The sequence below is a fragment of the Pseudoalteromonas sp. UG3-2 genome, from assembly GCF_037120705.1.
GTDB lineage: Bacteria > Pseudomonadota > Gammaproteobacteria > Enterobacterales > Alteromonadaceae > Pseudoalteromonas.
Genome location: NZ_JAWLJU010000002.1, coordinates 1,122,812 through 1,144,635, shown reverse-complemented (window position 1 = coordinate 1,144,635; position 21,824 = coordinate 1,122,812). Strand labels below are relative to the sequence as shown.

At 43.6% G+C, this 21,824-nt stretch carries 20 protein-coding genes, 5 tRNA genes and 1 pseudogene; 20 read left to right on the top strand and 6 right to left on the bottom strand.

Annotation, left to right across the window (positions count from 1 at the left end):
• The first annotated feature begins 33 nt into the window (after nucleotides 1–33).
• Together R3P39_RS08410 and R3P39_RS08405 are read left to right on the top strand one after the other, a co-directional pair.
• Entirely contained in the window at nucleotides 34–702 is a 669-nt protein-coding gene (locus tag R3P39_RS08410) for a GAF domain-containing protein (protein ID WP_336566871.1), read from the top strand.
• 180 nt (nucleotides 703–882) lie between these two features.
• Nucleotides 883–2,073, top strand: a complete 1,191-nt coding sequence (locus tag R3P39_RS08405) for an amino acid aminotransferase (RefSeq protein WP_336566869.1) — start codon at nucleotides 883–885, stop codon at nucleotides 2,071–2,073.
• A 323-nt stretch (nucleotides 2,074–2,396) separates the two neighbouring features.
• Here the strand turns inward: R3P39_RS08405 and R3P39_RS08400 are convergent, their stop codons facing one another.
• On the bottom strand, nucleotides 2,397–2,705 hold the full coding sequence (locus tag R3P39_RS08400) for a YebG family protein (protein ID WP_336566868.1): 309 nt from the start codon (nucleotides 2,703–2,705) through the stop codon (nucleotides 2,397–2,399).
• A 410-nt stretch (nucleotides 2,706–3,115) separates the two neighbouring features.
• Between R3P39_RS08400 and R3P39_RS08395 the strand changes: the two genes are divergently transcribed.
• Nucleotides 3,116–3,418 carry a ComEA family DNA-binding protein gene (locus R3P39_RS08395; RefSeq protein WP_336566866.1) on the top strand — a complete coding sequence of 101 codons (303 nt, stop codon included), beginning with the start codon at nucleotides 3,116–3,118 and terminating at the stop codon, nucleotides 3,416–3,418.
• Nucleotides 3,419–3,436: 18 nt separating this feature from the next.
• Here R3P39_RS08395 and R3P39_RS08390 read toward each other — a convergent pair whose 3' ends face one another.
• Complete coding sequence (locus tag R3P39_RS08390; protein WP_336566865.1) at nucleotides 3,437–3,754, bottom strand: hypothetical protein; 318 nt, start codon at nucleotides 3,752–3,754, stop codon at nucleotides 3,437–3,439.
• Between the two features lie 6 nt (nucleotides 3,755–3,760).
• Nucleotides 3,761–4,276, bottom strand: a complete 516-nt coding sequence (dsbB, locus tag R3P39_RS08385) for a disulfide bond formation protein DsbB (protein WP_336566864.1) — start codon at nucleotides 4,274–4,276, stop codon at nucleotides 3,761–3,763.
• A gap of 230 nt (nucleotides 4,277–4,506) precedes the next feature.
• On the opposite strand from dsbB, the pseudogene R3P39_RS08380 reads away from it, so the two are divergent.
• From R3P39_RS08380 to R3P39_RS08355, 6 genes and pseudogenes are all read left to right on the top strand, one after another.
• A pseudogene (locus R3P39_RS08380) lies at nucleotides 4,507–4,809 on the top strand (cupin).
• 417 nt (nucleotides 4,810–5,226) lie between these two features.
• Nucleotides 5,227–5,514 carry a hypothetical protein gene (locus R3P39_RS08375; protein WP_336566862.1) on the top strand — a complete coding sequence of 96 codons (288 nt, stop codon included), beginning with the start codon at nucleotides 5,227–5,229 and terminating at the stop codon, nucleotides 5,512–5,514.
• A 151-nt stretch (nucleotides 5,515–5,665) separates the two neighbouring features.
• Nucleotides 5,666–6,469 (top strand): hypothetical protein, encoded by an 804-nt coding sequence (locus R3P39_RS08370; protein ID WP_336566861.1) that lies wholly within the window; start codon nucleotides 5,666–5,668, stop codon nucleotides 6,467–6,469.
• 109 nt (nucleotides 6,470–6,578) lie between these two features.
• On the top strand, nucleotides 6,579–7,430 hold the full coding sequence (locus R3P39_RS08365) for a hypothetical protein (protein ID WP_336566860.1): 852 nt from the start codon (nucleotides 6,579–6,581) through the stop codon (nucleotides 7,428–7,430).
• A 570-nt stretch (nucleotides 7,431–8,000) separates the two neighbouring features.
• Nucleotides 8,001–8,714: a fatty acid metabolism transcriptional regulator FadR gene (fadR, locus tag R3P39_RS08360; protein WP_336566858.1), complete on the top strand. Its 714-nt coding sequence runs from the start codon at nucleotides 8,001–8,003 to the stop codon at nucleotides 8,712–8,714.
• 286 nt (nucleotides 8,715–9,000) lie between these two features.
• Nucleotides 9,001–9,606 carry a peroxiredoxin C gene (locus R3P39_RS08355; RefSeq protein ID WP_336566857.1) on the top strand — a complete coding sequence of 202 codons (606 nt, stop codon included), beginning with the start codon at nucleotides 9,001–9,003 and terminating at the stop codon, nucleotides 9,604–9,606.
• A 236-nt stretch (nucleotides 9,607–9,842) separates the two neighbouring features.
• Here the strand turns inward: R3P39_RS08355 and R3P39_RS08350 are convergent, their stop codons facing one another.
• Nucleotides 9,843–10,082 (bottom strand): hypothetical protein, encoded by a 240-nt coding sequence (locus R3P39_RS08350; RefSeq protein ID WP_336566856.1) that lies wholly within the window; start codon nucleotides 10,080–10,082, stop codon nucleotides 9,843–9,845.
• Nucleotides 10,083–10,428: 346 nt separating this feature from the next.
• Entirely contained in the window at nucleotides 10,429–10,980 is a 552-nt protein-coding gene (gene smrB / locus R3P39_RS08345) for an endonuclease SmrB (RefSeq protein ID WP_336566855.1), read from the bottom strand.
• Nucleotides 10,981–11,075: 95 nt separating this feature from the next.
• Here smrB and prmB point away from each other — a divergent pair, with 95 nt between their 5' ends.
• Together prmB and aroC are read left to right on the top strand one after the other, a co-directional pair.
• On the top strand, nucleotides 11,076–12,011 hold the full coding sequence (gene prmB / locus R3P39_RS08340) for a 50S ribosomal protein L3 N(5)-glutamine methyltransferase (RefSeq protein WP_336569276.1): 936 nt from the start codon (nucleotides 11,076–11,078) through the stop codon (nucleotides 12,009–12,011).
• A 48-nt stretch (nucleotides 12,012–12,059) separates the two neighbouring features.
• On the top strand, nucleotides 12,060–13,157 hold the full coding sequence (aroC, locus tag R3P39_RS08335; protein ID WP_336566854.1) for a chorismate synthase: 1,098 nt from the start codon (nucleotides 12,060–12,062) through the stop codon (nucleotides 13,155–13,157).
• Between the two features lie 115 nt (nucleotides 13,158–13,272).
• Here aroC and folD read toward each other — a convergent pair whose 3' ends face one another.
• Nucleotides 13,273–14,127 carry a bifunctional methylenetetrahydrofolate dehydrogenase/methenyltetrahydrofolate cyclohydrolase FolD gene (gene folD / locus R3P39_RS08330; RefSeq protein WP_336566853.1) on the bottom strand — a complete coding sequence of 285 codons (855 nt, stop codon included), beginning with the start codon at nucleotides 14,125–14,127 and terminating at the stop codon, nucleotides 13,273–13,275.
• 420 nt (nucleotides 14,128–14,547) lie between these two features.
• On the opposite strand from folD, the gene R3P39_RS08325 reads away from it, so the two are divergent.
• The 9 genes from R3P39_RS08325 (at nucleotide 14,548) to lon (ending at nucleotide 21,634) form a co-directional block, all read left to right on the top strand.
• A tRNA-Pro gene (locus tag R3P39_RS08325) sits at nucleotides 14,548–14,624 on the top strand.
• A gap of 46 nt (nucleotides 14,625–14,670) precedes the next feature.
• Nucleotides 14,671–14,747: transfer RNA gene (locus R3P39_RS08320), tRNA-Arg, on the top strand.
• A gap of 25 nt (nucleotides 14,748–14,772) precedes the next feature.
• A tRNA-His gene (locus R3P39_RS08315) sits at nucleotides 14,773–14,848 on the top strand.
• A gap of 20 nt (nucleotides 14,849–14,868) precedes the next feature.
• Nucleotides 14,869–14,945, top strand: a tRNA-Pro gene (locus R3P39_RS08310).
• A gap of 21 nt (nucleotides 14,946–14,966) precedes the next feature.
• Nucleotides 14,967–15,043, top strand: a tRNA-Pro gene (locus R3P39_RS08305).
• A 280-nt stretch (nucleotides 15,044–15,323) separates the two neighbouring features.
• Nucleotides 15,324–16,631, top strand: coding sequence for a trigger factor (tig, locus tag R3P39_RS08300; protein WP_336566852.1), 1,308 nt, complete (start codon nucleotides 15,324–15,326; stop codon nucleotides 16,629–16,631).
• 439 nt (nucleotides 16,632–17,070) lie between these two features.
• A complete protein-coding gene (gene clpP, locus R3P39_RS08295; RefSeq protein WP_336566851.1) occupies nucleotides 17,071–17,688 on the top strand; it encodes an ATP-dependent Clp endopeptidase proteolytic subunit ClpP in 618 nt (205 codons plus the stop codon).
• A 122-nt stretch (nucleotides 17,689–17,810) separates the two neighbouring features.
• Nucleotides 17,811–19,094, top strand: coding sequence for an ATP-dependent protease ATP-binding subunit ClpX (clpX, locus tag R3P39_RS08290; protein WP_336566850.1), 1,284 nt, complete (start codon nucleotides 17,811–17,813; stop codon nucleotides 19,092–19,094).
• Between the two features lie 191 nt (nucleotides 19,095–19,285).
• Nucleotides 19,286–21,634: an endopeptidase La gene (gene lon, locus R3P39_RS08285; protein ID WP_336566849.1), complete on the top strand. Its 2,349-nt coding sequence runs from the start codon at nucleotides 19,286–19,288 to the stop codon at nucleotides 21,632–21,634.
• The last annotated feature ends 190 nt before the right edge of the window (nucleotides 21,635–21,824 follow it).

Here is a 21,824-nt window from a genome sequence, read left to right as displayed (position 1 = left end):
CGTGTTACGCTATCTAAAAGTTTAGATGTTTAGATGGCTAAAATGAAAGATTATATTTCCCTCAGTGAGTTAACCATTCCCCGTGAGCTACTTGATAAGCAGTTAACATTGCTTGATAACTATTTAAGTGGTAATTCGGCGCAAGCCGTATGGTCTTATCAAATTCCAGAGCTCGGTGAAGGCGGAGCATGTAGTTTATTTGGTCATCTGCAGCCAGAGCCCTTTTTGCTCAGCGACTACTTACAGCAAGATGAAGATACCCAAAACCGCCTAGCCAAATTACAAACGCTGGTGGATGCGGTGGTTCACTTCACCCAAGTGGATTGGTTTGGCATTTATCAGGTGCGCGATACCCAAGAGGGTAAACAACTATTAAAGTTAGCCTACTCAGGCGCTCCAAGTCGTCCTTTGTTTCCGGTGACAGAGCAATTTGCCGCGACTTCTAACAACATTCAAACGGTATTAAATGCCAAAGCACGCGTGATCAACAATATTCCAGACTATGTGGCATCCGGTGGCGAGTACTATACGTGCGATCCGAAAATACAAGCAGAAACCTGTTTGCCACTGTTTGATGACGAGGGTAAGTGTGTTGGGATCATTGATGCCGAGGCATTTACCACTGACTTTTTCAGTGCTGAAGTACTCGCAACCCTCGCGGCCGCTTGTGTGCTAATACCACGCTTACTACCGCAATCTTAAGCAATTGCTTGGTCGTAAACTTGATACTGGCGTGGTGCAGATAGGTTTACATAAATGAATAAAATTCTCGATGATTTTGGTAACTTCACTAGCAGCCTGTGTGTTACCATCAAAAGACCTTTTTGACTCGGGCGCAGTGCGTTCGAATTTGCATTAATTATAATATAAAAGAGATAAGCCATGTTCTCAGAGCTAAAACCACTTCCAACAGATCCTATTTTAGGCCTGATGGCCGCTTACAAGCAGGACACTAACCCCAATAAGATTGATCTTGGTGTTGGTGTTTATAAAGACGAGCAGGGGAATACTCCGGTTCTTAGAGCGGTAAAAAAAGCAGAAGCGTTTCGCTTAGAAAATGAAACGACAAAGTCTTATATTGGTTTGGCTGGTAATCTTGATTTTTGTCAAAAAATGGAAAGCCTATTACTAGGTGAACACAAAGCCCTACTGGCTAACCGTGTTCGCACTGCTCAAGCGCCTGGCGGTACAGGGGCATTGCGTGTTGCCGCAGAGTTTATTAAGCGTTGCAACGACAATGCGACCATTTGGGTAACGACGCCAACCTGGGCTAACCACATTAGCTTGTTTGAGGCAGCTGGGCTACAAGTAAAAGAGTACCCTTACTACGATTATGAAAATAAAGGCTTGTTGTTCGATGACATGATGGCGGCGCTTAAACAAGTACCAAAAGGCGATGTCGTTCTATTACATGCTTGCTGCCACAACCCTAGCGGTATGGACCTTAACCAAGAGCAGTGGCAAGCCGTTGCAGAGTTGGCTAAAGAGCAAGGCTTTACCCCATTAATTGATATTGCTTATCAAGGTTTTGGTAGCAGCCTAGAAGAAGATGCTCAAGGCATGAGAACCATTGCGGATGCCGTTGATGAGATGATTATTTGTTCTTCTTGTTCGAAAAACTTTGGCTTATACCGTGAACGTATTGGTGCTTGCTCTGTGATTGCCAAAGACAGCGCCACTGCTGATATCTCTAACTCAGTATTGTTAAGTGTAGTGCGCAGCATTTACTCAATGCCGCCAGCTCATGGCGCTGATATTGTGAACACTATTCTAGGTAGCGAAGAGCTGACGCAAATGTGGCACGATGAGCTAGATGAAATGCGTGGTCGCATTAATGGTCTGCGTACGCTAATTAAAGAAAGCTTAGCAGCCAGAGGCGTAGATCAAGACTTCTCATTTATTGACCGCCAACACGGTATGTTCTCTTTCTTAGGCATTAATAAAGAACAAATTGAGCGCCTACGTGAAGAGTACGCCATTTATATTGTTGGCTCTAGCCGCGTTAATGTCGCCGGTGTCAGTAAAGACAACATCGATTACTTTGCCGACGCTGTGGCAGCTGTTCTTAAGTAACCTCCGTTATTTAATACCTGCGACTCGTGCTTGAGTCGCAACAAAAAAACCGCGCTTCATCAGAGCGCGGTTTTTTTCATTCTTGCATCGCTGAAAAACTAATTAAATAGGCATCATTGCTTTGCCTTATACCAATTCGCTTAATTAAGTGGTCTATTTGAGGCAAGAAAATTTTGTCGATAACAAGGCGAAAATTTTGCGATTTAGTTGTTCTAAATAAGAAATTTTTAACGCAGTTAGCGGCAAATTTACTCCATCAAATTGAGCAAGTATTAATGCGGATTGGTATAATTATTATGCAACTAATTGCAAATTCATTAGTATTAGGCTTGCTTTATTTTAGTGACCTTGTCTTCACTTTGCTCGCTGTCAGTTTTGCTTTTGCTACTGCCTTTTGGGGTGGCTTTACCACCTTTAAGCACCGACAGAAAATCATCTTTTTGTTTGGCAATTTCTAGTGCCAGTGACTCAACTTGCTGATCGCTTAATGGTACATCGACTTTTTCTAGCATGCCTTCAAGCGCTTCTGCTACGTCTAGCATTTTGTCATAGGCATCTGCTTCTTTTTTCGATGTAAAAGTCATACGCTCGACTCCATTTCTCTCAACAACATATTTGGTGATAACGGCCATGGTTAATCCTCTTGTCACTGTTTTTATATACAGTAAACTTGTTACCACTATTTAGCAAGTATTTTTATACCAATTCGCTTAATTAAGAGATCTATCTTGAGGCAAGTAAATTTTGTCGATAACAAGGCAAAAATTTTGCTATTTAGTTGTTCTAAATAAGAAATTTTTAACGCAGTTAGCGTCAAATTTACTCCCTCAAATTGAGCATGTATTAATGCGGATTGGTATTACTCAACGAGCCTGCTATTGTCAGCTTAATTGCAATGCTCGGGCATGGCTAACACACTAAAGTGTAGAAATGCAAAAATCAGACTTTGACAAAGTGTAATTTTCGTTCTTTATTTAGACAGTCTGGCGCTGATTTTAATACCTCGTCAGGCAAGGAATAATCCAACACAAGGAGTGTTTATATGAGCATTAAATCCACATTAGCCGCTTTAGCTTTGACATTGTCTGTACTAAGTGCAGGCGTGCATGCCGAGCCCACCAAACCCACCTCAGCGGCAGTAGCAACACAGCAAGCCGTTATCAATATCAACACTGCAGACGTTAGCATGTTAGCGACATTACCAGGTATTGGTAATCACAAAGCTGGCGCCATTATCGAGTACCGCAAAAAGCATGGAGGCTTTAAACAGGTAACCGAGCTGCAGCAGGTGAAAGGTATTGGTAAAGGGACATTAGCTAAGTTGGAGGGGAAAATTAAAGTATAAAACGCCGTAAGCGAGCAATTAGCTTTGCTCGCTTAGCGTATTGTTATTTTCATACTCCCGCAGTGCTTCATCAAGCTTAGGCTTAGCAAAGAAGATTTCTACAGGCGTGGTAAACAAAGGGTAGACTAAGCCTGCTACCAGTAACACGGGTAACAGTACCCACCCTTCAAATATGGCTAAAGAAGCGAAAAAAGGTGTGAGCAACAACAGTTTGGCAATTCTTAAAATGACCTTAGTTTTGCTATCGAGTAAGCTCAGTGCAATTTGCAGCACTTGCTGTTTTGCTCTTAGCTTAAGGCCATTAAGCTGTGTGAGTTGACTTAGTCTGAAAACCATAACTTTTTATACCGCTTTTTGTTTAGTGAAGTGGAACAGTAAAAAGAAAATAAACACTACGCTGTAGGCGGCAAAAATGATCTCCATCCAGCCTGGCATAGACAGCCCCATAAACGACCAATCAATGTTGCCACAGTCGCCAGTTGCCGCAAAAAAGCTCGGAAACCATTCATGTAATGGCATAAATTCAGGAAAGTTCGGCACAAAATCACAGGTAAACGCAAACGGATCGGTGGTGGTTTGCATGGCAATGTGTTCACGTGCTAACAAGTATCCCCAAATACTACCTACGCCCCAACTGATAAATGCCACAGAGCGCACCACAAACGAGCGTGGCGCCAACAGGCCAACTAAACCGGCCGCGAAAATCCCCAGCATGGCAAAACGCTGATATATACACATAATGCATGGCTCTAAGCCCATGCCATACTGAAAATACAGTGCCGTTGCTTCAAATAGCGCCGCACTGAGTGCAAGTAATCCCCACGACTGTCGGGATAAATGGAAGGTAGAAATTTGCATAACTGGAAGCCCTTTTTTTGCCTTATTATGCTTTATCAGCTGCTATCAGAGCAAGCGCAGCGGTGTTATTCTCGTTTACAACCGAAAAAGCAAGAGTTCTAGTGCTTCACATTACAAATAAAGAATGAATCACTATAGGATTATAATTTGCTTCTAGCTGCAGGCGCTCATCGCCGCACGAAGCAACCCTAGTTCCTCAGAAATAAACATCAACAGAATAGGAAAGAGCTTTGCGAGTAATTAGAAGTAAAACATTTACGGCTTAGCGGGTTTGGGCGAGCAAGACATTGTCAATATGAATGGTATCACAACGATGGACTAGTCAACCTTATCAATGGCATACCAATGATGGCGAAGAGGTTTTTGTGGTGTTAGATGGCATGGTTGAAATGTTCTATAAGGAAAATGGCGTGGAGCATTCACATTTATCAGAAGCAGGCGACATTTTTTATGCAACGGTTGGCACTGAGCATGTTGCTCACCCGAAAGGAGAAGCCAGAATTTTAGTGGTTGAATCACAAGGCAGTGTTTAAGACGCACTGCAATTGAATAGTGCAACCTAATTGCTCGAAGAAGCTAAGTGACACTTACCATGAAAATGAATATAGGACGTCATTCACTTAAGGAATGTATCAACGCTTCTGAGCGTATATTGCTTAGTCAGCATAAACTCGCGATGTGGTCTAGAAATGGTGAACGAGTTCTCCTTGAGCTAGCTGCAGCGGGTGTATCTATACATCGTATTATTATGTCTCTTCTATAGCAGAAAACAACAAATTGGATCGTTTTTGCCGTGTACACGTTCAGAGTAATGCTTCGTAACTTCAATGCTGGTAAACACTTCCTAAATTTGCTATCAATGGTCATAGGACAAAAGCGAAACAGATTGTGGCAGACAAATGCCCCAATCGCTCGATATTAAATTGTTATACATTATGGACTAATCAACATTGAATAATTTTGAACGCGAAGATTTGATTAAAACAAGCTGGGAATTGCATAGTCTGGTAGAAGCTAATTATTTGGCTAATCCCGCAACTAAAGACGATAAGGAATGGCTTGAAAAGCAGCGTGTTCTATTAGCTGATATGGCCATTCATTTGTTGCAAACAGCAATAAACCCGGGAAATATTGAACTCGATAAGTTACGCAATAATATTCATTCTATTTTAACCATATCTGATCAGTTCTTACCGAAAGCAGACCTAAAAAAAGCAACGGAAAAGCTTTACGAGTGAACGTATAACAAACGGCTCAAATGGAATTTGCAACGCGTGGCATTTTTACTATGCGTTGATTTTAGTGATTAAGGTGGTAGGCGGCATAGGTGTTACGTTGCTCACCCCATAGCAGGGCGTTAGCTTTTCAATCAACTCTGGCCTGTAAGTTATGAATAAAAAAACAAATCTAAATTTACTGTTTGAAAATAGATCTCAATCAATTGAGAGTCACGGGGGAATAAAAGCATATTTTGATTCAAATGAAGATGTTATCGTCGATCTGATTTTAAACAGTAATGCAGTTATAGGTTGCTGCCCCTGGTTATTTAACAATAAAATATTAGCGGCTTTAAAAAAATTAAAATATGGTTCTTCTATCGTTATAGATAAGAGCGAAGCTTCAAAATACAAATTGAAGCAATCGAAGTTATACGGTGATATCAACCCACTAAGTTTTAACGTTAATGTATTACCATCAGACTTTCACCTTACAGCGTTGCCATTAGATAGCATCAATCAAGACTCGGTAAGAGTTTTTGGCAGGGATCAATCTGGCCCGGACAAAAAAAGTTTACTTCATTACAAGTTCCTCGTTCTGTGTAATGTAAATGAGGATAAAGGTGTTATTACTAAAATATTACCAAAAACAGTTATTGGTGGTTCTTTCAATTTTTCCCAGAATTCAACTGATTGTAGAGAGTCCACATTGATTATGGAGAACGAAGGCGTTGCTAATGACTTTTTTCAAGAGTGGGCAAGAGCATATATGCTCAGTGAAAATATAAAGACTTATTCTTGTGAATTAAACCCTGAATTTTTAGTTGCTAATACTGAAGAAGAAGTAATTAATCAGTTGAGAGATGAAAACCTCATAATTGAGCAACGTGAAAGGGAAATAAAATGGGCAGAAGAGAATGAAGCGGCTAGCTTTGATAAAGAAGTTGGCAGGATGTTTAATTTTAGTCAAAACTAGCAAGTCGTTTGAAAGGACAAAAAACAGTTGGCTTTTGCTCCTTCGTCGCTAATTTTAGCCAGCTATTTTATTGCTTCTTAACTTGGAGTTAGAGGGCAGCGGGAAGCTCATGCAAGAATTCAAGCTCGACAAAAACTACATCACATTAGTGAAAGTATGCTTAGTAGTTTTTATAGCATTTTTGGCGCTAGGATTTTCTTTGCCCTTCCTTCCTGACGAGAACGAAGGAAATCCAAATGGCACACTCATGACTACGGCAATGTGTACAGTAGTCTTTGGGTTCTTTTCAATTCTTACATGGCGCACTTTAAAAAAGCTACCATTCGCAGACGTTGCAGTTGATGATGACGGAGTTTGGTATATACACATCGGAAAAGAGAAAGGACTAATTGCTTGGGGGAAAATCCATATAGTAAAAGAGAGACCGTATAGACAGCGTCTAGATCTGCTGGGCACCGACAACAAAGAATTGCTTAGAGTTGAATATCAATTACTGGGGTTTGAGATGCTCCGTGAAGTATTAAATGAAAAGGCTGGTGCGCAAGACAAAGATCTTGACCAGTCCAGCTTCTATAAAGGGCCGCTTTACCATTTGTTTTATTTGGCCTGTGTAATCGGATTTTCTGCATTAGGGCTGTATGTAGGGGAAAATGGAAATCCCCTATTAGGCTATGGTGCGATGAGCGTTCTGGTTGTCTTTATCATCTATGAATACCTAGTAACCGCAGCGGGCGTCAAAATCACTGGCAATAATATTAAGGTGGTTTATCCTTTCACCAAAAGAAATATTCCATTAGTCGATATTGAGGATGTTGTCATTAGTGATGAGTTCCACAAAGGCAATCGAATACCAGAAGTTTGGCTAATAACTAAGAATGCAAAAAAGCCATTTAAGTTGAAGCAGCTTGGTGCTGACTCTAATCTTTTATATAAGACCCTAAAGAGGGCTGCAAGATTATGAGTCAAAGGCCCTTTGACAAAGCGCTCTTGCCGGAAAAATTTTCAGCTGCGCTCCAAATTTGCCGCAGAGCGCGGCGCTACCATAGTCTGCTTCTGGCACTCTGCTTTCCCTCATCTCTAACTCATTTATGTCTAAATAGGAGTTAGGTTCAATCTCAGTTATATTGGCTTTATAAGTCTTTAATGTAATAACTTAATAGCTCAAATTGGCATATAAGCGGCCATCAAGCTCAACGAAGGCTACTTGTTGCAATAGAACAAGGCTATTGTGGCCTCGCTCTAAATAGATTCAGTTCTAGCCTCTCCCAGCATATTGAAACAATGAGGCTGAACCACTTATTGCTAAATTATCATTAAACGATAAAGATAAATGGCTCTTCACTATTCAAACCCCCTTTATAGGAGTAGGTACAACCTTACGGGGTGTAATAATCTCACCTTTGGTGTGTATGATCACAACCACACTGAGTGGATTTGTGGCTTGTTAGTTGAGCTTCATCTGGTACAATCAGTGGATTAACAAGCACAAACTGCCAATAAAGGCATTGATGTAATAATAAAGTGGTGTGAGATGAGAATTTTCAAAGCCAAGAGCCCAGCTGGATTTGCTGAAGAATATATTGTTGAGTCAATTTGGAACGGCGAATTCCCTCCGGGGTCTATCCTACCTGCTGAGCGCGAGCTTTCTGAACTCATCGGTGTAACCAGAACTACCTTACGTGAAGTGCTACAGCGTTTAGCGCGTGACGGCTGGTTAACCATTCAACATGGTAAACCGACCCGAGTGAATAACTTCTGGGAAACCTCAGGGCTCAATATTTTGGAAGCATTGGCACGATTAGATGAAGATAAAATGCCAGAGCTTACCGATCAGCTGTTATCCGCTCGCACGAACATCAGTGCTATTTATACCCGTGCAGCGATTAAGCTAAACCCACAGCGCGTGATTGATATTTTATCTAAACACGCAGAGCTTGAAGACACCGCCGAAGCGTTTGCTGATTACGACTACCAAGTTCACCATGAACTGGCAGGAGCCGGGCAAAATAAAATTTATGTGCTTATTTTAAACGGTTTTCGCGGTCTGTATTCGAAAATTGGTTGTCATTACTTCTCCGATCCAAGAACGCGAGAGTTGGCACGACAGTTTTACATCGACTTAACGGCATTGGCAGAAAATCGTGAGCACGATGGTGCCATTTCCTTAATGCGTAAATACGGTCATCAGTCAGGTGAAATCTGGCAACAAATACGTGGCGATATGCCCGAAGACATCATGGATTAAACATCCCACAAAAGGCTTCCTCAGGAAGCCTTTTTTGATCCTAATCTAGCTACTTAACCGTATCATCGAAAATATAGATTAGTGCTATCGCTTAATTCGATTGTCAATTGTGGCGCTAGCCCAATAAACTAAACGCAGTTTTTGCACTGGTGAAATTTGCTTTGGAAAATGCTTTTTTCAGGGTTGTATTTTATAGCCAGTATCACCATATCTTGAACATCAATGTTTTGTGTCTTTGATGAACATAAAACAAGATTGGAAATAAACCTAACTATTGGAGATAAAAATGGGTGTATTAGTAGGCCGCAAGGCACCAGACTTTACAGCAGCAGCAGTACTTGGTAACGGTGAAATCGTAGACAGCTACAACCTGCACGAGCGTATTAAAGGTAAAAAAGCGGTTATTTTCTTTTACCCACTAGACTTCACGTTCGTTTGTCCTTCTGAGCTAATTGCATTTGATAAGCGTTATGAAGAGTTCCAAAAGCGTGGCGTTGAGGTTATCGGTGTATCAATCGACTCTCAGTTCTCACACAACGCTTGGCGTAACACTCCAGTAAACGAAGGTGGTATTGGCCCAGTTAAATACGATCTAGTTGCTGACGTTAAACACGAAATCTGTCAAGCGTACGACGTAGAGCACCCAGAAGCTGGCGTTGCTTTCCGTGGTTCATTCCTAATCGACGCTGAAGGCGATGTTCGTCACCAAGTAGTTAATGACCTTCCACTAGGTCGTAACATCGACGAAATGCTTCGCATGGTTGACGCACTAGCATTCCACGAAGAGCACGGCGAAGTATGTCCTGCTGGTTGGACTGAAGGTAAAGCAGGTATGGACGCAAGCCCAGAAGGCGTTGCTAAGTTCCTATCTGAGAACGAAGGTTCACTATAATTTAATCACGTAAGTGACTGAATAAACAAAACCCGCCAATTGGCGGGTTTTTTGTGTCAACTTCACGCTGACATCCAGGGTGATCTTTGACTACTAGGCTACCTTGCCTACTTTAGCGAAGGTGACACTAGTGCATGTTAATGCGTTGTCCTAACGATTTGATGAGTTGAATGCTCACATAAGCGGCGATTAAACTGACCACTGGGGTGGCGAGTAGACTCATAAACGTTAATTCATTAACCATTATCATCTTCCTTCTTTACTGCTACTTTTTGTTCGTTGGTGAATGCTGATTTCACAGCTGCCTTAGTATCAAGCTTCAGTTCATTAAGGTTACTGCGAACGGTTTCTGCAATGGCCTCAGAGACCTTGGCTTTTACTTCCGAAAGTACAGAGGTGTTTACTTCGTTAGCACTGGCACTCATGCTGGCTGTTAGGATTACTGTGGTCATTGTAAGTTTCGCTAAAGTGTTCATGATTCGTTTCCTTTAATTTGTTAGTCGCAGTAACTATTACAAAGGTTGTGCCAATCACGAGATATTTTTTAAATTATTGAAATTAAATAGAAAAATATTCTTTGTAGGGAGGAGGGATAAACCTGGTTAGTGAAATTAACCAGCCTGAATTAGTAATTAAGCTAAAAAGTAGCTATTTTGGTTAAGCGAATATTCAGTATTACCTTAGAGCTGTGGGATAAAGTTACTACAGCAATCACTGTGGCGTAAAAGGGGGGGAGTGTGGTTATGGCTTCGAAAGTGGTTAATACCAATGCGGTATTAATATTTATAAGTGGTTTTCAAAATGACGCTGATGTTGGCCGAGTTAACGGCCAAAGCTGGGGTCTTCAGGTAAATCGATAAGTATAAGTAACGCCCCACGACCCCCGTATTCAAGCGGTGCCTGGTGCATTGCTAAAACATCGGGGTGCTGTACTAAATACTGCGGTACTTTATGCTTTAAGGTGCCGCCACTGACGCCGTGAACCACGCAAGCGCAATAAATATGTTGCTTTTTGCAGGCATGTACTAGCGCAGCAAGCTCTTGCTTTACCGTTTCTTTGTTGAGACCGTGCAAGTCTAAAATCAGCTCTGGGGCATAGTCGCCACGGCGCAGTTGTTTTGCCAAGTAGCGATCGGCGCCAGGCTTTACATAATTAACGGTGCCAGCGGTGTCGATGTCTGGAATGTACTCATCGGAAAAGTAAAACTCAGATTGCTGTTGCTTAGCTTGCTGCTTAAGCTCAACACTGGGCTTTTTCTTCGCTTGTTTAAGTTGCACCTGATCTTGCTTTAGCGGCTTGACCCCCGCGAGAGACTCGCGGAACATGGCGAAATCGTCGCTGTGCTCAGGATTATGTTGGGATTCTTTACTCATCGGGCTATTTTAAATAAAAAAAGCGTAAAAACCTAGCTTAAAAAACGCTACAATGACGCAATATTGTTTGATAGCAGAGAATCACTATGACACAGATGTCACAGCCGCTGATCAGTGCAGAAACGGCCGATGAGGCAATGCAAGATCTTCATACCATCCAAGACTGGGTGAGGTGGACCGCGAGTCAGTTTGTCAGTAATGACGTTTTCTTTGGTCATGGCACCGATAACCCGTGGGACGAAGCCGTGAGTTTAGTGCTACCGGTATTGCACATGCCAATAGATGCACCCAAAGAGATCATGCAAGCACGGCTTACTCAAACAGAAAAAAATACCCTGATTGAGTTTATTAAAGCACGTATAGAGCAGCGCATTCCTGTGGCTTACTTAACTAACCAAGCTTGGTTTGCTGGCATGCCTTTTTATGTTGATGAGCGCGTATTAGTGCCGCGTTCGCCGTTTGCCGAATTGATAGCCAAGCATTTTGCTCCTTGGGTTGCGTCGCCAAGCAAGGTAACTCGCATTTTGGACATGTGTACTGGCTCAGGCTGTATTGCTATTGCCTTAGCTAAGGCGTTTGAGCGAGCTCAGGTGGATGCCGTAGACATCTCTTTTGAAGCGCTAGAAGTGGCGGATTTCAATATTAACCAACACATGATGCAAGACCGAGTATTTGCCATACAATCAGACGTTTTCAGTGGTGTAACAGGGCAAAAATACGATTTGATCGTAGCGAACCCTCCTTATGTTGATGCTGAAGACATGGCCGATTTACCCGATGAATTTCATCACGAGCCGGAGCTGGGTTTGGCGTCTGGAGAAGACGGTCTCGATGTCACCAGAACCTTGCTACAACAAGCGGCAGATTATTTAACGGATGACGGTTTGTTATTTGTCGAAGTTGGTAATTCTATGGTACATATGGAGCAGCAATTCCCTGGTGCCCCATTGACTTGGCTGGAGTTTGAGCATGGCGGCCTAGGCGTTTTTGTGGTATCAAAACAACAGCTACAAGAATACTTCGCAAACTGATAGTAGGCGCTTGCCTACTATTGTATTTTTTTGGAATGAGGAAAAACAATGGCAGGCAATAGCATTGGCCAATTATTTAAGGTCTCGACCTTTGGCGAGAGCCATGGTACAGCGCTTGGTGGCGTTGTCGATGGTGTGCCCCCTGGGCTGGAATTAAGTGAAGCCGACTTACAAGTTGACTTAGACCGACGTAAGCCCGGACAAAGCCGCTACACCACACAACGTCGCGAAGGCGATGAAATCAAAATTCTATCAGGGGTTTTTGAGGGCAAAACAACCGGTACCAGTATCGGACTTTTAATCGAAAACACCGATCAGCGCTCTAAAGATTACTCCAACATCAAAGAGCTGTTCCGTCCAGGCCATGGAGACTACACCTATTGGCATAAATACGGCTTTCGTGATTACCGCGGAGGCGGGCGCTCTTCAGCCAGAGAAACCGCAATTCGAGTGGCAGCGGGTGCCATTGCAAAAAAATACCTCAAGCAAGTCCATGGTATTAGCGTTCAGGCTTGTTTATCGCAACTGGGCCCCATCGCCGCAGAAACATACGATTGGCAAGCTGTTGAAACGAACCCATTTTTCTTTCCCGATGAGTCAAAGTTAGAGGCATTAGACGAGTACATGCGCGCGCTTAAAAAAGCCGGGGACTCGGTTGGCGCCAAAGTGAAAGTGGTTGCAAAAAATGTCCCAGTGGGACTAGGGGAGCCCGTATTTGATCGTCTTGATGCCGAAATCGCCCATTCTTTAATGAGCATTAACGCGGTGAAAGGCGTCGAAATTGGTGATGGCTTTGATGTGGTCGAGCAAAAAGGCTCTGAGCATCGCGATGAATTAACCCCAGAAGGGTTTACCTCTAACCATGCTGGCGGAGTATTAGCTGGCATTTCCACCGGTCAAGATATCATTGCCTCAATTGCACTGAAACCGACCTCGAGTATTTCAATCCCGGGGCAGAGCATTGACGTGCATAACCAACCGCAAGAAGTGGTGACCAAAGGCCGTCACGATCCGTGTGTTGGCATTCGTGCTATTCCCATTGCAGAGGCCATGCTGGCGATCACCTTAATGGATCACTTGTTGCGCCACCGTGGGCAAAACCACGGAGTTGAGTTTGCAACCAAGCCTATCCCTGGCAGTATTTAATGGCTTATTAGGTATAAAAACGCCGCGGCTAAATAGGTGATTTAGTCGCGGCGTTGTATTTTAAAGGTAAGAAAAAAACCAGTGGCAGGTGTCGTCTTTGACACCCAACTGCGTATTAGCTGTGGTATTTTTCACACGCTTCTAGGGTGTTTTCAATTAAGCTGGCTACGGTCATTGGGCCGACACCGCCAGGCACTGGGGTAATAAAGCTCGCATTTTGCTCAGCTACATCGTATTGCACGTCACCGACCAACTTGCCAGACTCTAAACGGTTAATACCGACGTCGATAACGATAGCGCCGTCTTTCACCCAGCTGCCGGGAATAAACTCAGGCTTGCCTACTGCAACCACAATAAGATCGGCGCGACGAACATGCGCTTCGAGATCTTTAGTAAACTTATGGCATACAGTGGTGGTACAACCGGCTAACAGTAGCTCTAGCGACATTGGGCGACCAACGATATTAGAGGCGCCAACCACGACCGCGTGCATGCCTTTATAACGAACACCAGTAGAGTCTAATAAAGTGATAATACCTTTAGGTGTGCAAGGTCGGAGCGAAGGCATTCTTTGTGCTAAGCGGCCAACATTGTAAGGATGAAAACCATCCACGTCTTTATGCGGGTCAATACGTTCCAGTACCTTCTCGGCGTCAAGGCCTTCAGGTAGCGGAAGCTGTACTAAGATGCCATCCACTTCAGGGTCGGCATTCAGTTGGTCGACTAAATCCAGTAATTGTGCCTCGCTGGTATCGCCAGGTAAGTCAAATGACTTAGAGACAAAGCCGACTTCTTCACAAGCCTTGCGTTTAGAACCTACATAAACCTGGCTGGCAGGATCTTGTCCAACCAACACTACAGCTAAGCCTGGGGCTCTTAGGCCATTAGCCAGTCTTTGTTCAACACGCTTTGCCACAGTAGAACGAACTTGTTTCGCGATAGCTTTGCCATCAATGATGTTTGCCGTCATGATTGACCTATATTAAGGATAAAAAACTTGAACGATAATAGAGCCTTTAAATTCCACATTACAAGCAAAATACGCTTTTGCCGTATGTTGCGGGGTAAAACAGAAATAAAGTGGGGTTGCTCTTGTTAATTTTGCCTCGTTTCGGCATGAAAGGAGGACATTTGCCCGCTATTTTCGCAAAAAACCGCCCAGCAGCCAAGCAAGCTGAGCTAAAAAGCGCAAGATTTACTTATAACAATGGCCAATTGTGGCTGAAATTTAACTAAGTCAGCTGTTTTATCAACAATTTGGGGTAAAATTAGGCAGTTGAAACAAAAACTAAAAAAAATATTTGACCTGCTCAGGGCAAATCACTATTATGCACCCCGTTGCCAACGAGGACAGAGCGAAACAACGCTTTAAAGTTCTCATGGTCAATGTCGGCGATTAGCGCAGTTTGGTAGCGCACTTGGTTTGGGTCCAAGGGGTCGCAGGTTCAAATCCTGCATCGCCGACCACTTTTTAAAATAAGATTTAGTAGCATCTAGATGTTTACTCGAGTTTGCGCCCTTAGCTCAGCTGGATAGAGCAACGCCCTTCTAAGGCGTCGGTCGAAGGTTCGAATCCTTCAGGGTGCGCCATTTCTTATTTTGCCTATATGTAGTGGCGGCTGTAGCTCAGTTGGTAGAGCCCTGGATTGTGATTCCGGTTGTCGTGGGTTCAAGTCCCATCAGTCGCCCCATCTACATATCAAAATTCAGTCGGCGATTAGCGCAGTTTGGTAGCGCACTTGGTTTGGGTCCAAGGGGTCGCAGGTTCAAATCCTGCATCGCCGACCACTTCTACACAAAATATATGTTCGGCGATTAGCGCAGTTTGGTAGCGCACTTGGTTTGGGTCCAAGGGGTCGCAGGTTCAAATCCTGCATCGCCGACCACTTTTTCAGCACCATCTTCTCCTATTTATATTGCAAATTTACTAACTTTTAATCAATTAGCACCATTATGCTTAATTATTTAACCTGATAGCTCGACTCCGCTGTTTAATAGGTTATAATGCCGCGTCTATTAATTAACGTAGTGCCCGTAGGGCAGGCAACAAGCGTCACATGCAAACGGAGAGTTTGGCAGTCAAGCCGAAGGCCCACAATAGCATGATGGTTGTCTTGTTAGTAAGGAAGGCGCTTTGTCGCCCAAAAATGAAGATTGAGGTAAATCATGCAAGTTTCTGTTGAGACGACTCAAGGCCTTGAGCGCCGTCTGACCATCACCGTTCCTGCAGAGAACGTTGAGACTGAAGTTAAAAAACGCCTACAACAACTGTCAAAAACACAGCGTATCGATGGCTTCCGCCCTGGTAAGGTTCCAGTGTCAATCATCAACAAGCGCTACGGTGCAGCTGTGCGTCAAGAAGTCGCTGGCGATCTAATGCAGCGTAACTACATTGAGGCAATTGTTTCTGAAAAAATTAACCCAGCGGGTGCGCCTAGCTTTGCTCCTAAATCATTAGAAGCAGGTAAGGACCTTGAGTTTGAAGCAACTTTTGAAGTATACCCAGAAGTTGAATTGAAAGACCTAGAAAAAATCGAAGTTGAAAAACCAGCGGTTTCAGTAACTGACGAAGACCTAGCTAACATGCTAGAAACGCTACGTAAGCAACACGCTTCTTGGACTGAAAGCGACGCTGCTGCAGGCGAAAACGACCGTGTAACGGTTGACTTTGTTGGCACAATCGACGGTGAAGAGTTCGAAGGTGGTAAAGCGGAAGACTTCCCACTTGAGCTTGGTCAAGGTCGTATGATCCCAGGTTTTGAAGACGGTATCGTGGGCAAGAAAGCCGGTGACGAAGTTGTTGCTGATGTGACTTTCCCAGAAGACTACCACGCTGAAAACCTAAAAGGTAAAGCGGCACAGTTCACTATCAATGTTAAGAAAGTTGAAGTACAGGAACTTCCTGAACTTAACGACGAATTCGCCACTAAATTCGGTGTTGCAGAAGGCGGCGTTGACACACTTAAAGAAGAAGTGAAGAAAAACATGGAACGTGAGCTTAGCCAAGCGGTTAAAGCAAACGTGAAAGATCAAGCTATCAAAGGTCTACTAGAGACTAATGAAGTAGAAGTGCCAAAAGCACTTATAGATCAAGAAATTGACGCACTACGTCAACAGGCTGCACAACGCTTTGGCGGTGACGCACAAAACATGCCTGAGCTTCCAGCTGAGCTTTTCCACGAGCAAGCAGTAACGCGTGTTAAAACGGGTCTACTTCTTGGTGAAGTGATCAAAGCAAACAACATTGAAGCTGACGATGCTAAAGTTGAAGAGCTAATCGAAACAGTAGCGTCTGCATACGAAGATCCAAGCGAAGTGGTTTCTTACTACAAGCAAAACGATCAGCTAATGCAGCAAATGCGCAACGTAGCAATGGAAGAACTGGCTGTTGAAGCCGTTCTAGAAGCAGCTAAAGTTTCTGATGTTGAAAAAGCGTTTGACGACATCATGAACCCACAACAAGCTGCACAATAAGTTTTTGATAACATCATTGACTTAAAGCTACGCTAAAGTTTAAATGGCTCGAGTCGCGAACAGCGAAGTCGGGCCATTTTTGTTTTTATACTAATTGCTATTACACCTTGATATTTATGCATAAAGACCTATATCTTTGGTAATAACGCTAAGTTAATTTATAACACCGAACCGTGATAATTTTGCCATTGCTTGAAAACAGCGATTGAGCGAATTATCCAGTGTCACTGTTCGGCCCAATTCATTCATGCTCTACGATAAAGTCAGCTTTACTCAATGTGCATTTATGGCGGCGTGCTGATCAATACGTTGATACAATTGGTATAAAAATAGTATTAGCCTCAAAACCTCGATAACAGAATGATTAAGGCTTGCTGAAATCCTTAATGAACTGCTAAATTCTCAGCATTAGATTCTGTGCTAATAAGGAATAAAAAACATGAATGACGGTATGATCGATCCAATCAATGCTTTAGTACCTATGGTCGTGGAGCAAACGGCGAAAGGTGAACGCTCATATGATATTTATTCTCGACTACTAAAAGACCGTATTATTTTCTTAACCGGTCAAGTTGAAGATCATATGGCGAATCTAATTGTGGCACAGATGCTATTCCTAGAGTCAGAAAGCCCAGACAAAGACATTTTCTTATACATTAACTCACCAGGTGGTTCGGTGACGGCGGGAATGTCAATTTACGATACCATGAACTTTATTAAGCCTGATGTTAGCACTGTGTGTGTCGGTCAAGCGGCGAGCATGGGCGCGTTCTTACTGTCTGGTGGTGCTAAAGGCAAGCGTTACTGCTTACCTAACTCTCGGGTTATGATCCACCAACCATTAGGTGGTTTCCAAGGCCAGGCCTCGGACATTGAAATTCATGCCAAAGAAATTATCGCCATTAAAGAGAAGTTAAATCGCTTAATGGCAGACCACACCGGTCAACCTTATGATGTGGTTGCGCGTGATACCGACCGTGACAACTTTATGACTGCGGAAGACGCCTTAGAATATGGCCTAATTGATGCAGTACATGCTAGCCGCGACATAAAATAGTACACAACTTGGCCGTTAACACCTGTTGTGCGGCCACAGCTCTACCAAACCAGAGAATCTTTGGTATAGTTAAGAGAAATACGATGTTATCTTGGATAACAGCAAACGAATGAGGTAGCTGAATGTCAGACACTCCAACAGACGGCGAAAAGAACAACAAGCTACTTTACTGCTCTTTTTGCGGTAAAAGTCAGCATGAAGTTCGTAAGTTAATTGCCGGTCCTTCTGTCTATATTTGTGATGAGTGCGTTGAACTTTGTAACGACATTATTAGGGAAGAAATCAAAGATATTGCGCCAAAGCATGACGCGTCTGATAAATTGCCGGTACCAAAAGAGATTAGAGATCATCTAAACGATTACGTGATTGGTCAAGAGCACGCTAAAAAGGTGCTATCGGTTGCAGTATACAACCACTATAAACGTTTACGTAATCAAGGTGGCAAAGGCGACGTTGAGCTAGGTAAAAGTAATATTCTTCTTATTGGCCCAACCGGCAGTGGTAAAACACTACTGGCCGAGACCATGGCACGCTTGTTAGATGTGCCATTCACAATGGCAGATGCGACGACATTAACAGAAGCAGGGTACGTTGGTGAAGATGTAGAAAACATCATTCAAAAGCTACTGCAAAAATGTGACTACGATGTCGAAAAGGCGCAGCGTGGCATCGTGTATATCGATGAAATAGATAAGATTTCACGTAAGTCAGACAACCCATCCATCACTCGAGACGTCTCTGGTGAAGGGGTGCAGCAAGCACTATTGAAACTAATTGAAGGCACGGTCGCTTCGGTTCCGCCGCAAGGTGGTCGTAAGCATCCACAGCAAGAGTTCTTGCAAGTTGATACTTCTAAGATCTTATTTATTTGTGGTGGTGCTTTTGCCGGTCTTGATAAAGTGATTGAGCAGCGCAGCCATAAAAACACAGGTATCGGCTTTGGTGCTGAAGTGAAATCAAAAGATTCTGAGCGTTCTTTAAGTGAAACCTTTAAAGACGTGGAGCCTGAAGATTTAGTTAAATATGGTCTGATTCCAGAGTTCATTGGCCGTTTGCCAGTGGTTGCAACCTTAACTGAGCTGGATGAAGACGCCTTAATTGAAATCTTAGATGCACCGAAAAATGCATTAACTAAGCAATACGCAGCGTTATTCAAAATGGAAGACGTTGAGCTTGAGTTCCGCGAAGACGCACTACGCGCCATTGCCCATAAAGCAATGGAACGCAAAACCGGTGCTCGTGGACTGCGCTCAATTGTTGAGGGTGTGTTGCTAGATACCATGTATGAACTACCCTCTCTAGAGGATGTTACTAAGGTCGTAATTGACGAAACGGTGATCAAAGGGGAGTCAGACCCCATCATGATTTATGAGAATAACGGCAAAGAAAAAGCCGCATCGGAATAGGTCGATTGCAAACCATGATAAAGGAGCCTAGTGCTCCTTTTTACATATCTGTGCTAATGAATCAATTGCAAGGTGACTTTTGCCGCTAGCGCAATTTATCTAGGCAATTGTTAGAAACTATTGAACTTTATCTGTGTTATCCCCATATACCACAGTATTAACCAAATTAATTGAAGTGCGAAGAGAATATAATGACGCTTGAGAGAACGGATCGAGTAGAAATACCTGTGTTAGCGTTACGCGATGTAGTCGTGTATCCGCACATGGTGATCCCGCTGTTTGTTGGCCGAGAAAAATCAATAAAATGCCTCGAAGCAGCGATGGATAATGACAAGCAAATCTTTTTAGTGGCGCAAAAAGACGCCTCCGTCGATGACCCTAGTACCGACGATATCTATCAAACCGGCACGATTGCCACTGTGTTGCAGCTATTGAAGCTGCCTGATGGCACAGTGAAGGTGCTAGTTGAGGGGACGCAACGCGCCAAAATCGAAGAGTTTTTAGTCACCGATGACTACTTCCTTGCCGAAGCTGAGTATATTCCGTCTGAAGACGTGGATGAGCAAGAGCAAGATGTTTTGGTTCGCAGCGCTGTGAATCAGTTTGAAGGCTACGTTAAGCTCAATAAAAAGATCCCACCTGAAGTGTTAACGTCGGTATCGGGCATTGACGAAGCGGCACGACTTGCTGACACCATGGCAGCTCATATGCCTATCAAGGTGCCAGAAAAGCAAAAAGTGCTTGAGATAAATAATGTTACCGAGCGTCTTGAGTACCTAATGGCGCTAATGGAAGGTGAAATTGACTTGTTGCAGGTGGAGAAAAAAATCCGCTCGCGAGTGAAAAAGCAGATGGAAAAATCACAACGCGAGTATTACCTCAACGAGCAAATGAAGGCAATTCAAAAAGAGCTCGGCGAGTTGGACGATGTGCCGGATGAGTTCGAAGCATTGAAAAAGCGCATCTCTGAGGCAAAAATGCCGAAAGAGGCGGAAGAGAAGGCGACGGCTGAGCTTAATAAGCTAAAAATGATGTCGCCCATGTCTGCTGAAGCGACGGTAGTGCGTTCGTACATTGATACCATGATCAATGTACCGTGGAAAAAGCGCTCAAAGGTGAAAAAAGACTTGTCGGGGGCACAGAAAGTACTCGATGCTGATCACTATGGCCTTGAGAAAGTAAAAGACCGTATTATTGAATACCTAGCCGTACAGCAGCGCACTAATAAGTTAAAGGGCCCAATCCTTTGCTTAGTTGGACCGCCAGGGGTAGGTAAAACCAGTTTAGGTCAATCTATCGCGCGCTCTACTGGACGTAAATACGTTCGTATGGCGCTCGGTGGTGTGCGTGACGAAGCGGAAATTCGTGGTCACAGAAGAACCTACATTGGCTCAATGCCGGGTAAACTTATTCAGAGCATGTCGAAAGTTGGGGTTAAAAACCCATTATTCCTACTCGACGAAATTGATAAGATGTCGTCAGATATGCGCGGCGATCCGGCTTCAGCACTGCTTGAGGTGTTAGACCCAGAGCAAAACAGCCATTTCTCGGATCATTACCTCGAAGTAGATTACGACTTATCAGACGTGATGTTTGTGGCAACGTCAAACAGCTTTAATATCCCAGGTCCGTTACTAGACCGTATGGAAGTGATCCGTTTATCGGGTTACACCGAGGATGAAAAGCTGAATATTGCCAAACAACACCTTATTCCAAAGCAAATTAAGCGCAATGGCTTAAAAGACGCGGAAATCAATATTGAAGACAGTGCCATCATTGGCATTATTCGTTATTACACCCGCGAAGCTGGGGTGCGTAACCTTGAGCGTGAAGTGTCTAAGTTGTGTCGTAAGGCAGTGAAAAACATCTTGCTAGACAAAGGCCTGAAGCAAGTGGTGATCAACCAAGAGAACTTAGAAGAGTTCTTAGGCGTACAGCGTTTTGACTATGGTAAAGCTGAAGATGGCGACCGTGTTGGTCAAGTGACTGGCTTAGCATGGACAGAAGTGGGTGGTGATTTACTCACCATTGAATGCGCGGCCGTGCCAGGTAAGGGCAAATTAACCTACACTGGCTCGTTAGGCGATGTCATGCAAGAGTCGATTCAAGCGGCAATGACGGTGGTTCGCAATCGCGCTGAAAAGCTCCGTATCAACGAAGACTTCTATGAGAAGCGTGACATTCACGTTCATGTGCCAGAAGGGGCAACGCCTAAAGATGGCCCTAGTGCCGGTATCGCGATGGTAACAGGTCTAGTGTCGAGCTTAACAGGCAATCCCGTGCGTGCCGATGTGGCCATGACAGGTGAAATTACCCTGCGCGGCGAAGTATTGCCAATTGGTGGCTTAAAAGAGAAGTTGCTGGCGGCACATCGCGGTGGTATCAAACGCGTAGTAATACCGAAAAAGAACGAGCGTGACTTAAAAGAAATTCCGGACAACGTTCGAGAAGGTCTCGAAATTCATGCTGTTGCTTCTATCGACGAGGTGTTATCGCTGGCGTTAGCGCAACCTATAGACAGTTTTACGACTGAATCTTAAAAAATCATAGAAAAATCGCAAAAAAGTGCCTTAAAAGGCTTTTCAAATCTAAAAGGTGTGTTAAGTTAGGCACTGTATTCGAGTAAAGTGGTTCCGGAAGCCCCGTGACCACTAGCCTCGAGAAAGATTTCGAGAATTAGAGAGTCGCTGTGATGTCTCTAAATAGATAGCAAAAATCACCACCAAGAAG